This window comes from Streptomyces xanthii (assembly GCF_014621695.1).
Lineage (GTDB): Bacteria > Actinomycetota > Actinomycetes > Streptomycetales > Streptomycetaceae > Streptomyces > Streptomyces xanthii.
In genome coordinates this window covers 4,892,666-4,905,428 of the sequence record NZ_CP061281.1, presented here as the reverse complement: position 1 = coordinate 4,905,428, position 12,763 = coordinate 4,892,666, and the positions used below count along the sequence as shown (strand labels likewise).

Below are 12,763 nucleotides of genomic sequence, written 5' to 3'. Positions count from 1 at the left end.
CGCGGCCCCGTACCCCTCCTTCACGTCCTCTCGCTACGAAGAAGCAGCCAGCTTCAGGGCGTACTCGCTCCACCACTCGCCCGCCCTCGGGCCGCCCTTGCAGGTGCCGTCGGACTCGCCGGGGCGCTTGACCCACAGGTAGGCCTTCACGAGCGGGTCGCCCGTCTTGGTGGTCGGGGTCTCACCGAGGGCGCGGCCGGGCGGGTTGCACCAGCGCTCGTCCGGATTGCCGCCCGTGTACGGCCCGTTCCCGTTCCGGCTCGTGTCGACGACGAAGGGCTTGCCGCCGACCTTCCCGGACAGCTCCTTGCCGTACTTCACCGAGTCCTCGGTGGAGTAGAAGTTCGACACGTTCACCGAGAAGCCGTCGGCCTGCTCGACGCCGGACCACTTCAGGGGCTCGAACATCTGGTCCGGCTTGCCCCAGCCCGCGTTGCCCGCGTCGAGGTAGACCGTCGTGTTCTTCAGCGACTTGAGCTTGCCGATGGCGCCCTTGAGGAGGTCGTAGCGCTCCTCGTGGAACTGCTCCGGGGTGCAGTTGTCCACCATGTGCTGGACCGCGTCCGGTTCGAGGATGACCGTCGCCGGGCGGTCCCCGATGCCGGCCGCGACCTGGTCGATCCACGCCCGGTACGCGTTGCCGTCCGCGGCGCCGCCCTTCGAGTAGTTCCCGCAGTCGCGGTGCGGGATGTTGTAGAGGACGAGCAGGGCGTCCCGGTCGGCCTTCTCCGCGGCCTCCGTGTAACCACGGGCCTGGTCCGTCGCGTTCTCCGGGGTGATCCACTCGCCGCTGGGCTGCTCGGCGATCTTGCGGACGGTCTTCGCTTCCTCGTCCTTGCCGTCCTCCTCCAGGCCCGCGACGGCCTGCGCGGCCTTGCTGTCGGGGTTGACCCAGAACGGGTCGGCGCTCTTGGGCTGCTGCTTCACGGGAGGCTGAGCATCGCCCTCGTCCTTGCCTCCGGAGGAACACGCGGACACGAGCAGCGCCGCCCCCACGACGACCGCTCCAGCCCTCATCTTCCGGTACATCCACTCCCCCTTGGGTGCACTGTCTGGTCCTCAATCGTGACATACGCCCCGGCCGCGCTTCGAGGCCGTACGGTCCTTGTCCACGACCTGTTACAGCCGGTCCGGGCCGGGGTAGGCCGCGACCAGGACTCGTACGGCGACGGCGTGGAAGGGGGGAGCGGGACATGACGTACCCGGCTCGCGCGCTGCGTCTGGCCGAGGCGGTGCTGGAGCTGTCGGACACCCTCGACGACGACTTCGACCCCGCCGCGCACCTGTCCCGCCTCGCCGGCCACTGCGTGGACCTGCTCGGCGCGCAGGCGGCCGGCGTCACCCTCGCCGAACCGGACGGCCTCCCCCACCCGTCGCCCGCCTGCGCCCCCGAACAGGAGGCCGCCGTACGGGAGTTGCTGGGCGCCGACGCACTCGCCGGGCCCGCGCGCGAGGCGCTGGCGACCGGACGGGCGGTGGCCGGGGTGCGGGTGACGGGCACGGTGGCGGCGGCGCGCTGGCCCGCGTTCACCGCGCTGGCCCGGCGGCACGGCGTCACGACGGCGCACGCGGTGCCGCTGCGCCGGCTCGGGACACCGGTCGGCGCGCTCAGCGTCCTGACCCGGTCGGCGCCGGTGGACAACGATGCCGCATTCGCCGGCGCGCTCGCCGACGCGGCGGCCGCGGGCCTGGACCGGCACCGCGCCTACGCCGAACAGCGGGACCTGGCACGGCAGTTGGAGCGGGCGCTCGCGAGCCGGGTACGGATCGAGCAGGCGAAGGGGATGCTGGCGGAGCGCTGGGGCGCCTCTCCCGACACCGCGTTCTCGGTCCTGCGCCGGTACGCGCGCAGCAGGCGGATGCCGCTGGACCGGGTCGCCGGGGCCGTCCTGGCCCGGGACCTCGGCGACGACCTCACCCCGCCCGGACCTTCTCCTTCTCCTTCTCCGGCTCCGGATCCGGCTCCTTCGGCGCGTCCGTGAGGCCGGACAGGTAGGCGGAGACGACGACGTTCGCCGTGTAGGTGCGGGTGGCCCTGTCGAAGGTGCCGCCGCAGGTGATGAGGCGGAGTTCGGCGCGGCCGGGGCGGCGCGGCCCGTAGGCGGTGGCCGGGTCGAAGCGGTCGCGGGACAGGACCTGCACGTCGTCGACGGTGAACGTGGCGACGGAGCCGTCGTCGCGCACCACCTTCACCGTGTCGCCGGGCTTCGCCTCGCTGAGGTGGAAGAACACGGCGGGCCGGGTCTCGGTGTCGACGTGCCCGACGAACAGGGCCGTGCCCCGCTCCCCCGGCTGCGCGCCCGCGCCGTACCAGCCGACGACGCCCGCCTGCGCGTAGGGCGGCGGGTCGACGGCTCCGCTGCCGTCGAGTCCGCGCTCGACGACGGGCGCCTGCACGTGGAGTGCGGGCACGTCGATGCGCTGGGGTTTCGCGGCCCGGACGGGGCTGTGCGCGGCAGGCATGGTGACGCCGAGCGGGCGGCCGACGGCGGCCGCGTCACCGGTCGTCGGCGAGGACAGGTTGACGTCGGTGACGCCGCGGCCCCACATCCACAGGCCGAGCAGGAGCACCGCCCAGGCCACGCCGGTGAGCATCCGGCCGCCGCCCGGGCCTTGTCGGTCGCGGTCCTTCATGGCGGCCTACCGGGGGCCCTCGGACGGGTTCCGGCGGCGCCGGACGCTGCGGCAGGCGACGGCCACGGCGGCGATCGCGGCGAGCACCAGTCCGATGACGGCGTGCCGGGTGCCGGGGCCCTCGGCGGCCTGTTCGGCGGCGGCCAGCCGGGCCGCGGCTCCGCCGCCGCCCGCGTGCACGGCGGCGGTCGGGGTCGGGGCGGGCGAGGCGCCGCGCTCCAGGACCCGGACGGTGCCCTTGGTCTTGGTCTCGACGCCGTCGCAGGTCACCGTGATCTCGTGCGCGCCGGGCTTCGCGGAAGATGCGACCCGGGCCTCGGCGGTGAGCGCGGAACGGTCCGCGGCGGGCGCGAGGACGGCGGCGGAGACGAACGCGTCGGACACGGCACGCCCCGCCGTGCCCGCGCATCCGGTGACGGCGAGCTCGACGTCCGTACCCGGTGGGGCCGCCTGCGGGCTGACGGTGACCGATCCCCCGTCCTGCGCCCCGTGCGCGGCGGCGGCCGGGATCGTCACCAGTACGGCGGCCGCCCCTGCGGCACGGAGAGCGAGCAGTCCTGTACGCATCGTGAACCTCCTGGTACTGGCAGGTTCACGCGCGCGGCGCCGTTCCGCATCTCGGGAACGGGAAACCCCAGGTCAGACCGGGACCCCAGGGTCAGACGAGGTCGACGAGGTCCGCGATGGAGTCGACGACGGTGGACGGCCGGAACGGGTACTTCTCGATGTCGGCGTCGCTGGTGAGCCCGGTCCGCACGAGGAACGTCTGCATCCCGGCCTCGAGCCCGGCCAGCACGTCGGTGTCCATCCGGTCGCCGATCATGGCGGCGGTCTCGGAGTGCGCCCCGATCGCGTTGAGCCCCGTGCGCATCATCAGCGGGTGCGGCTTGCCGGCGAAGTAGGGCTGCTTGCCGGTCGCCTTGGTGATGAGCGCGGCGACGGCGCCGGTGGCGGGCAGCGGTCCCTCGGTGGAGGGGCCGGTCTCGTCCGGGTTGGTGCAGATGCTGTGCCTTCTGGGGGACGACCCCCAGACCCCCAGCCGGACGGCTCCCTTGATTCCACCGAAATATTAGGTTCGCACTTATGCCAGGGCGAAGGCGTCGTAAGTTGGTGCCGCGCCATCACCACTAGCGTCAACAGGCGCCAGGGGGCAGGCATGATCGTGGTCGGCGGATACACCAGGATCTCGGACGTCGGGCAGTTGGGCGACGGCCGCGATGGCCGGGACGGCGTGATCAGGCAGCGCGAAGACGTGTACGACCTGGCCAAGCTCAGACGATGCCGCGTACATCGCGTCTACGAGGACAACGACACCTCGGCCTACAAACGCCGTACTCGACGTGCTGGATTCGAGGACATGGTCCAGGACCTGGAGACGGGCACGATCAGCGGCGTCATCGCCTACACCATCGACCGCATCGCGCGCCAGCCCCGAGACCTGGAGCGGCTCATCGACATCTACGAACAAGCGCGGCGACCCATGGCGTTCGCAACCACAACAGGGGACCACGACCTCACGACCACCGACGGACGCTTCCAGGCACGGATCTATGTGACGGTCGCGAACAAGTTCTCCGCCGACGCCGCCCGCCGCATCTCCCGGCAGAAGCTGGCCGACGCCCGAGCCGGTAGGCCCCACAAAGGACAACGCGCGTTCGGTTGGGTCGATACACACCATGTGGACGAGCGAGAAGCCGAACTCGTCCGGCAGGCGCACAAGGATGTGCTGCAAGGCAAGAAGGTGTCCGCGGTCCATCGCGAATGGGCGGAGCTGGGCGTTCGCGGCCCGCAGACTCCACCCGGCAAGACCATCGGCTACAGCAGCGTGCTCTACGTACTGCGCAACCCTCGTCTCTGCGGGTACCGGTCCTACATCCCGCAGAAGGTCCGCGAGCGGTCCGGTCGGCTCGACCCGGTCGAGTACCTGGTGGAACGCACGGACGGCAAGCCTGTCATCGGCACGTGGGAAACCATCCTTTCGCCCCGAGAGTGGTGCGAGCTGATCGATGAGCTGAACGCGCGCAAACAGACCGGAAGCGGGCGCTCGAAGGGCACAACAGTGACCAGACGCCTGTTGACCGGCATCCTCCAGTGCGCGCGGTGCGGAGCCACACTCTCGTCCGGCGTCTATCAGAAGGGCACTGCCAGCTACGCGAAGCACGGCTACCACTACTACTGTCGCGCGGCCGACGGAGGCTGTGGACGGATCTCCCGCAGCGGGCCTCCTGTAGAGGATCACGTGGAGGGGCAATTGCTCGAGCGGCTCCGTCGGCAACTTGCCGAGGCCAAGGAGCAGGGCGTCGATCCGGCCCCCGGAGCGAGCACGTTGAGCGCCTCGCTACGGCAGATCGAGGCGGACAAGGCCGAAGCGCGCCGGCTTCGAGCGGACAACCTCTTGTCCCTCGCCGAGTTTGCCCGGGAAATCCGGCGGCTCGAGGCAGCCGAGCAGCACCTCCATGAGATGGCCGGTGCTCCACCGGCCCCGATGCTCGAGCGCCCGAGTCCGACGGTCGGCCGGGTCGTGCGCGATTGGAACTGCTTCACCACGGATCAGAAGCGAGAGGAACTGGAACGCGCCATCGAGACCGTGGTCGTCAAACCCGCCGGGAAGGGCGGCGCGCAGAGGGGCACGTTCCGCCCGGAGCTGATCGAGATCGTATGGAGGTCCTGACGGCAGCCTCCGGACCATCCTCAGGAGACTCGGGCTTGAATACGATGGCATCCCGCAGAACGACAGGTAGGAGCCCGCGCCCATGACAGAGCCGAAGCCCATCGACTCGTGGCTGACCGACATGGACGGAGTCCTCATGCACGAGGGCGTTCCGATTCCCGGTGCGGACTCGTTCATCAAGAAGTTGCGTGACTCGGGCAAGCCCTTCCTGGTCCTGACCAACAACTCGATGTACACGGCCAGGGACTTGCACGCCCGCCTCAATCGCATCGGGCTGGAAGTGCCGATGGAGAACATCTGGACGTCGGCTCTGGCGACCGCCAGATTCGTGGACAGTCAGCGGCCGAACGGTACGGCATACGTCATCGGCGAGGCCGGTCTGACCACTGCGTTGCACGACGTCGGCTACATCCTCAGCGACGCGGATCCCGATTTCGTGATCTTGGGCGAGACGCGTACCTATTCGTTCGAAGCGCTGACCAAGGCCATCCGGCTCATCAACGGCGGCGCCCGATTCATTGCCACGAATCCTGACAACACCGGGCCTTCGACCGAAGGCGTGCTGCCTGCCACCGGCTCCGTCGCCGCGCTGATCACGAAGGCGACCGGCAAGGAGCCTTACTTCGTCGGCAAGCCGAACCCGCTGATGATGCGTACCGGGCTCAACGCCATCGGTGCCCACTCCGAGTCCAGCGCCATGATCGGCGACCGGATGGACACCGATGTCCTGGCCGGTCTCGAAGCAGGCATGACGACGTTCCTGGTTCTGACGGGGCTCACCAGCCAGTCGGACATCGACAGGTTCCCGTTCCGTCCGACCAAGGTCGTCGATTCGATCGCGGATCTCGTCGACCTGGTGTGAGTGATGGCGGCCCGGCTGCCTCAGCAGCCGGGCCGCCCTGATCAAGACCGGCTGATCTTGACCCCGTCGATCGTCCAGAACCAGTTGTTGGCCCCGGTGTAGCGGAAGTGGGCCTTCGCGCTGGTCGCGCCCGCGGGGACGGTCAGTGGGACGGTCTCCGTGCGGGAGGGGACGTCGGCCGTGTAGGTGCGGACGGGGACGGGGGCGGCGCCGTCGTAGGAGACGAGGACCTCGCCCTTCTGCGGGGCCTCCTGGCGGTAGAAGGTCGTGTAGGTGAGGGTGGCCGGGCGGCCGCCGGTGACCGGGAAGGCGGGGCTGGTCAGGGTCGAGTCGAAGGTGCCGGTGACGGTCTTGTCGGACCATTCGTCGCCGTCGGCCACGGCGAAGACGCCGCGGGCCCGCACGTTGCACTCGCGCTGCTGGTCGCGTTCGGCCTTGGTCCAGAACTCGTCGGTGGTGAAGGACCAGCCGCGCCATTCGGTGACGCCGCCGGTGCCCATCCGGGAGTTGTCGACGCTCCAGCCGCTCGGCGGGGTGTGCGTGAAGCCGATGACGCCGGATCCGATGCCGGTCTCGTCGACGGGCCCGCCCAGCCGGTCGCGCAGGGCGTCGAAGTCGTCGGGGAGCGGCTGCTGGACCGGGCGGCCGTCCAGGCCCCAGGCGGGGTCGAGGGCGATGCCGAGGTGAGCGAGGGCGGTGGCCGCGATGTCGGGCATCTTGACGTCGTGGCGGGTGGAGCCGGGCGCAGCGGTGCCGCCCGTCGCGATCATGAACGTCTGGCGTTCGGGCCAGGTGGAGCCGCCGTGGCCGCCCACGTCGGTGTGCCCGTGGTCGGCGGTGACGAGGATCAGCCAGTCCTCGTTCCCGTACGTGGAACGGGACGTGACGGCGTCGACCATCGCGCCGACCTGGCCGTCGACGCCGTGGATCGCGTCGAGGTACTCCTGGCTCGCGGCGCCGTAGGTGTGGCCGGCGTGGTCGACGTTGTCGAGCTGGACGAAGACGGCGTCCGGGTTCGCGCCCTTGAGCCGTTCGACGGCGCGGGCGGTGGTGCCGGTGTCGTACTCGGCGCTCGGGGTGGAGACGCGGGTGTCGACCTTCGCGGAGAAGACGATGTCGGTGATCGGGGCCCAGGAGGAGACAGCGTACGTCGACAGCGACGGCTTCGCGGTCTCGATCCGGGTGAGGAAGTCGGGGTACTGGGCGAACTTGTGGCCGGTGAAGTTGTTGTCCTTCACGTTGTGCTTGTCGGGCCAGACGCCGGTGATGAGGGTGGACCAGCCGGGGCCGGACATGGTGGGCGCCATCGGGTTGGCGTAGATCGCACTGGGGGCGGTGAGGCCGGCCGCCATGAGGGCCTTGAGGCGGGGTGCGTCGGCGTCCTTGATGCGGTTCAGGAGGGCGCCGTCGAGGCCGATGACGAGGACCTTCGGGGTCCGGGCGGCGCGGGCGCGGGCGACGGCGCTCGTCGCCGGGACGGTGAGGGCGAGTGCTGCGGTGGCGGAGCCGAGGAGCATCGAGCGGCGGGAGAGGCCGGACGGGGTGCGCGGCATGCGGGGGTCCTCCGGAGCGGGGCGGGCGGTCACGGGTGTCTGCGGGCGTGCGCGGGTGGTCCGACACCCCTGAGAATTCGGAGGCGTTGGACCAGACCCGTTATCTTCTGGTGATGCGGGCGGGGAGCGCCATGGACATTCGTCGCCGCCCGATGGACTGAGCTGCGGGGCGGGCGGGGCTCAGCTGCCGGTGGCGGTCTTCCAGTCGTCGACGTACGTCTGGAGGTTCTTGTCGATGTCGTTCCAGTCCGGCTCGAAGATCTCGACGCCGTCCATGATCTTGGCGAGGGCGAGGGCGTTCTCGTCGGTGGCGTGGACGTCGCCGCGCGCGGAGAAGCCGCCGCCGATGGCGCTGACCTCCTGCTGCTGCTTGGTCGCGAGCATGAAGTCGAGGAGCTTCTTGCCGTTGGCGGTGTGCGGGGCGTTCTTCACGAGGCCGGCGGCGTAGGGCAGGGCGAAGGAGGTGGGCTTGCCGCCCTCGGTCTTCGGGAACCAGATGCCGAGGTTGGGCATGTCCTTGGACTGGGCGTAGTTCATCTGCACGTCGCCGTTGGCGACGAGGAGTTCGCCCTTGTCCACCTTGGGGGCGAGTTTGCCGGTGGAGGCAGACGGGCCGACGTTGTTGGCCTGGAGCTTCTTCAGGTAGTCCATGGCGGGCTGCTTGCCGCCGAAGTCGTGCATGGCCTTGACGACGACGGCGGTGCCGTCGCCGGCGACGCCCGGGGTGGAGTACTGGAGCTTGTTCTTGTACTTGCCGTCGAGCAGTTCCTGCCAGGTCTGCGGCGGCGTCTTCAGCTCCTTCTTGTTGTAGACGAAGCCGAAGTAGTTGTTGACGACGGAGGTCCAGGTGCCGTCGGCGCCCTTGTCGGCGCCGTCGACCTGGTCGGCGCCCTCGGGCGCGTACTTCGCGAGCAGGCCCTTGCCACCGGCCTGCTGGATGAACGGGGGCAGCGTGACGAGGACGTCGGCCTGGGTGTTGGCCTTCTCGCGGACGGCGCGCTGCACGACCTCGCCGGAGCCGCCCTCCACGTACTCGACCTTGATGCCGGTCTTCGCGGTGAAGTCCTTGAAGACCTTGTCGTACCAGCCGTCGCCGTTCTCGCCCTTGAGGCCGTCGGCGCTGTAGACGGTGACGACCTTCTCGTCGGAGGCGGCGGAGCTGCCGCCGCAGCCGGTGAGCGTGGCGGCGAGGGCGAGACAGCCGGTGACGGCGACGGCGGCGGTGAGGGTGTTCTTGCGCGGGTTCGCGGGCATGGCGAGGTGAACTCCTTGGAAGGACAGGGGTGTCGGCGGAGCGGGGCTCAGCGGTACGAGGCCTTGGTGCGGATGCGGGAGACGGCGAGCAGCACGAGCAGGGTGGCGCCCATCAGGACCACGGCGATCGCGGATCCGGTGAACAGGGAGCCGCGGTCGGTGGTGGCGTAGATCTGCACCGGCAGCGGCATCCAGTCCGGCGGGTAGAGCATCATCGTGGCGCTCAACTCGCCCATGGACAGGGCGAAGCAGAGGCCGGCGGCCGCGTTCAGGGACGGCAGCAGCAGGGGCAGCTTCACCTTCCACAGGACGTACGCGGGCCGGGCGCCGAGCGACGCCGCGGCCTGCTCGTACGCCGGGTCGAGACGCACGATGGCGGCCGAGACCGACTGGTAGGCGAACGCGGTGACAAGAATGGTGTGCGCGAGGATGACGATCCAGCGGGTGCCGTTGAGCAGCATCGGCGGCTTGCTGAAGGCGACGAGGACGGCGAGGCCGACGACGACGGACGGCACGGCGACCGGCAGCATGAACAGGGTGTCCATCGCACGCCTGCCCCGCTTCTTCAGCGCGGCGGCGGCGAGCGCGGCCCAGCCGCCGACGACGAGGGCGAGCACGCTGGCGGTGACGGCGGTGACGAGGCTGGTGGTGAGCGCGGTGAGCGAGTCACCGCTGGTGGCGGCGTCGTAGTGCCCGGTGGTGAACCCGGAGGGCAGGGCCCCGGACCAGTTCCCGGCGAACGACGCGGCGAGGATCACGAGCAGCGGCACCGCGAAGAGCGGCAGGAAGAGCGCGAAGAAGAGGACCCGGACGGCCCACTTCCCGGCCCGGCTATGCACCAGCACGACGGCTCACCGCCCGGTAGACGCCGTAGAGCCCGACGGAGATCAGCACGTTGACGACGGCGACGACGCAGGCGCCGGGGTAGTCCGACTCCAGGATCGCCTTGCCGTAGACGAGCATCGGCAGGGTCGTGACGCCCTTGGCGCCGGTGAACAGGACGATCCCGAACTCGTTCAGGCACATCACCAGGACGAGGGACCCGCCGGCGGCCAGCGCCGGCAGCGCCTCGGGGAGGACGATCTGCCGGACGATCCGCCAGGGCCGGGCGCCCAGCGACGACGCCACTTCCAGCTGCGCCGTGTCGATCTGGGAGAACGCCGCGAGCAGGGGCCGCATCACGAACGGCGTGAAGTACGTGATCTCGGCGAGGAGAACACCCCAGGGCGTGGACAGGAACTGGAACGGTCCGGTGGCGGCGCCGGTGACGTCCGTCCACAGCCCGTTGGCCATGCCGACCTGCCCGTACACGAAGAGCAGGGCGAGGGTGATGAGGAAGGACGGGAAGGAGAGGAAGACGTCGATGAACTTGGCGACGGCCTTCCCGCCGGGGAACGGCACGAACGCGATGACCAGCGCGAGGGCGAAGCCGAGGACGAGGCATCCTGCGGTCGATCCGGCGGCGAGCCACACCGTCGTGCCGAGCGCCTCGCGGAACGCCTCGGAGGCGAACACGTCGCGGTACGGCTGGACGGACGTGCCGCCGCTGTCGGGCCGGAAGGACTGCTGGACGACGAGGAACAACGGGTAGAGGAAGACGAGCGCGAGCCCGGCGACAGGCGGCAGCGCCCACACCCAACCGCCCATGCTCCTGCGGGACTTGAGGGCACCGCGCATTGCGGGCGCCCCGATGGCGGCGCTAGTCATCGCGCGCCCCCGTTCCCGCTCCCGCTCCCACACCGGCGCCGATCAGTACGGCGTCCTCGGGCGCGAAGTGGACGGTGACGGTGTCGCCGGGGGCGGGCGGGGTGCGCAGTTCGCGCAGGTCGGCCTTGACCTGGTGGCCGCCGATGTCGACGAGGAGGCGGTGGGTGGAGCCGCGCCACTGGACCTCGGCGACCTCGCCGGTGAGCGCGTTGGGCCCGTCGCCGAGTCCGACGAGGTGGGGCCGGACGCAGAGGGTGGCGGAGGCGCCGGCCGCGGCGTCCGGGGCGGCGACCTTCAGTTCGGCGGTCCCGAAGGTGACGGCGGAGCCCGAACCGACCTGGACAGGAAGGAGGTTGGCGTTGCCGACGAAGGAGGCGGTGAACTCCGTGCGGGGCTTGCGGTACAGGTCCTGCGGCGTGCCGACGTCCTGGAGCCGGGCGCGGTCCATGACGGCGATCCGGTCGGCGAGGGTGAGGGCCTCGACCTGGTCGTGGGTGACGTAGAGGATCGACACGTCGGGCAACTCGCGGTGCAGCCGGGCCAGTTCGGCGAGCATGCCGGAGCGGAGCTGCGCGTCGAGCGCGGAGAGCGGTTCGTCGAGGAGCAGGACGTCGGGGCGGACGGCGAGGGCGCGGGCGATGGCGACGCGCTGCTGCTGGCCGCCGGAGAGCTCGCGCGGATGGCGTTCGGCGTAGGCGCCCATGCCGGTCATCTCCAGCGCCTCGGTGACCCGGCCGGGTATCTCGGCCTTGGGCACCTTCCGCGCGCGCATGCCGAAGGCGACGTTGTCCTTCACCTTCATGTGCGGGAACAGCGCGTACTGCTGCACGACCATGCCGATCCCGCGCCGGTGCGGCGGCAGGTCGGTGACGTCGCGCCCGCCGATGAACACGCGCCCGGCGGCGGGCCGCACGAAGCCGGCGACGGCCCGCAGCGCGGTCGTCTTGCCGGAGCCTGAGGGCCCGAGCAGGGCCATGACCTCGCCCGGCTCGACGGTCAGGTCGAGGGAGTCGAGGACGGTGTTCCCGCCGTAGGCGACGGACACCCGGTCGAACCGGATGCCGCTGCGGGCGCCCGGAGGGTCGGTCAGCTTTTCCATCAGTCCCGCTCGTTCGCAGTCGGCTCGATGACTCTCACGGCGGCTACGTTCGTGGGATCGGGTGTCCCGGACGGGTCCGGCCGGGAACGGGCCGGTGAACGACCCCCCAAGCTTGGCCCAGACCCGTTATCACTGCGTTACATACGGAGTTGGGGGCGGGACCGTCGAGTCTTTCGCCGCCTACTGGCTGTCGGCGCCGAGGCGGGTCGTGAAGGAGAAGCGGTCGCCGCGGTAGAGGGTGCGGACGCGTTCGGTGGCGCGGCCCGCCGGATCGTAGGAGACGCGGTGGATGAGGAGCATCGGGAGGGCGGGCGGCGTGCCGATGAGGAGGGCCTCGCGAGGGGTGGCGAGGACGGTCTCGATGCGTTCGTCGGCCGAGCCGAAGTCGATGCCGAGCCGCTCGTGGACGTAGGAGTAGAAGGAAGAGTCCGGGTCGAACTCGGTGTCGAGGTGCGGCATGCGGGCCACGGCGACGTAGGTGGACTCGAGACCGACGCGTTCGTCGTCGGCGAGCAGGACGCGCTCCATGTGCCAGACGGGCTCGCCGCGTTCGAGGCCGGTCTCGGCGGCGAGCGCGGGCGGGCAGGGGAAACGGTCGAGGCCGATGAGCGTGCGGCCGGGGCGGCGGCCCTGGCGGCGGACGCCCTCGGTGTAGGAGGCCAGGGAGAGGGGCTGGGCCAGTTTGGGGCCCGCGGCGACGGTCCCGCGGCCCTGACGGCGCAGCCGCCCCTCCAGGAGCAGTTCGCGCAGGGCCTGGCGCACGGTGTCGCGGGAGACGGCGTACCGGACGGCGAGATCGCGCTCGGTCGGCAGCGTCTCGCCCTCGGCCAAGTCGTTGAGCAGTGCGGTCAGTTGGGCCTTGACCGCGTAGTACTTGGGGATGCGTCCGTGCTCGGGCACGCCGCCGCGCACCGGGGCGCCGGGGTCCAGGTCGTTCGGGTAGTCCACGCGGGGATCGTCGCAGACGTGGGTGAACCGCCGGC

13 protein-coding genes are annotated in these 12,763 nt (G+C 70.7%); 3 read left to right on the top strand and 10 right to left on the bottom strand.

Annotated elements, in window-relative coordinates:
* Positions 1-33: 33 nt before the first annotated feature.
* Positions 34-1,029 (bottom strand): glycoside hydrolase family 6 protein, encoded by a 996-nt coding sequence (locus tag IAG42_RS22235; RefSeq protein ID WP_188338714.1) that lies wholly within the window; start codon positions 1,027-1,029, stop codon positions 34-36.
* 164 nt (positions 1,030-1,193) lie between these two features.
* Between IAG42_RS22235 and IAG42_RS22230 the strand changes: the two genes are divergently transcribed.
* Positions 1,194-1,982 carry an ANTAR domain-containing protein gene (locus IAG42_RS22230; protein WP_188338713.1) on the top strand — a complete coding sequence of 263 codons (789 nt, stop codon included), beginning with the start codon at positions 1,194-1,196 and terminating at the stop codon, positions 1,980-1,982.
* Here IAG42_RS22230 and IAG42_RS22225 read toward each other — a convergent pair.
* From IAG42_RS22225 to IAG42_RS22215, 3 genes are all read right to left on the bottom strand, one after another.
* Positions 1,915-2,634: a class F sortase gene (locus tag IAG42_RS22225; RefSeq protein ID WP_188338712.1), complete on the bottom strand. Its 720-nt coding sequence runs from the start codon at positions 2,632-2,634 to the stop codon at positions 1,915-1,917. The genes IAG42_RS22230 and IAG42_RS22225 overlap by 68 nt on opposite strands.
* A 6-nt stretch (positions 2,635-2,640) precedes the next feature.
* Complete coding sequence (locus IAG42_RS22220; RefSeq protein ID WP_188338711.1) at positions 2,641-3,201, bottom strand: hypothetical protein; 561 nt, start codon at positions 3,199-3,201, stop codon at positions 2,641-2,643.
* Between the two features lie 91 nt (positions 3,202-3,292).
* Positions 3,293-3,562, bottom strand: coding sequence for an HAD hydrolase-like protein (locus IAG42_RS22215; RefSeq protein WP_394811289.1), 270 nt, complete (start codon positions 3,560-3,562; stop codon positions 3,293-3,295).
* Positions 3,563-3,790: 228 nt separating this feature from the next.
* Between IAG42_RS22215 and IAG42_RS22210 the strand changes: the two genes are divergently transcribed.
* Together IAG42_RS22210 and IAG42_RS22205 are read left to right on the top strand one after the other, a co-directional pair.
* On the top strand, positions 3,791-5,305 hold the full coding sequence (locus IAG42_RS22210; protein ID WP_188338710.1) for a recombinase family protein: 1,515 nt from the start codon (positions 3,791-3,793) through the stop codon (positions 5,303-5,305).
* A gap of 82 nt (positions 5,306-5,387) precedes the next feature.
* On the top strand, positions 5,388-6,167 hold the full coding sequence (locus tag IAG42_RS22205; protein WP_188338709.1) for an HAD-IIA family hydrolase: 780 nt from the start codon (positions 5,388-5,390) through the stop codon (positions 6,165-6,167).
* A 41-nt stretch (positions 6,168-6,208) separates the two neighbouring features.
* Here IAG42_RS22205 and IAG42_RS22200 read toward each other — a convergent pair whose 3' ends face one another.
* The 6 genes from IAG42_RS22200 to IAG42_RS22175 form a co-directional block, all read right to left on the bottom strand.
* On the bottom strand, positions 6,209-7,720 hold the full coding sequence (locus IAG42_RS22200) for an alkaline phosphatase family protein (protein ID WP_188338708.1): 1,512 nt from the start codon (positions 7,718-7,720) through the stop codon (positions 6,209-6,211).
* Positions 7,721-7,900: 180 nt separating this feature from the next.
* Positions 7,901-8,974, bottom strand: a complete 1,074-nt coding sequence (locus IAG42_RS22195) for a 2-aminoethylphosphonate ABC transporter substrate-binding protein (RefSeq protein WP_188338707.1) — start codon at positions 8,972-8,974, stop codon at positions 7,901-7,903.
* A gap of 47 nt (positions 8,975-9,021) precedes the next feature.
* Positions 9,022-9,819, bottom strand: coding sequence for an ABC transporter permease (locus IAG42_RS22190; RefSeq protein ID WP_188338706.1), 798 nt, complete (start codon positions 9,817-9,819; stop codon positions 9,022-9,024).
* On the bottom strand, positions 9,806-10,651 hold the full coding sequence (locus IAG42_RS22185) for a 2-aminoethylphosphonate ABC transporter permease subunit (RefSeq protein ID WP_223206426.1): 846 nt from the start codon (positions 10,649-10,651) through the stop codon (positions 9,806-9,808). Before IAG42_RS22185 ends, IAG42_RS22190 begins: the two co-directional genes overlap by 14 nt.
* 22 nt (positions 10,652-10,673) lie before the next feature.
* The gene (locus IAG42_RS22180) at positions 10,674-11,780 is read right to left on the bottom strand and encodes an ABC transporter ATP-binding protein (protein ID WP_188338704.1); all 1,107 of its coding nucleotides are present in this window, start codon (positions 11,778-11,780) and stop codon (positions 10,674-10,676) included.
* A gap of 180 nt (positions 11,781-11,960) precedes the next feature.
* Complete coding sequence (locus IAG42_RS22175; protein ID WP_188338703.1) at positions 11,961-12,728, bottom strand: GntR family transcriptional regulator; 768 nt, start codon at positions 12,726-12,728, stop codon at positions 11,961-11,963.
* Positions 12,729-12,763: the final 35 nt, after the last annotated feature.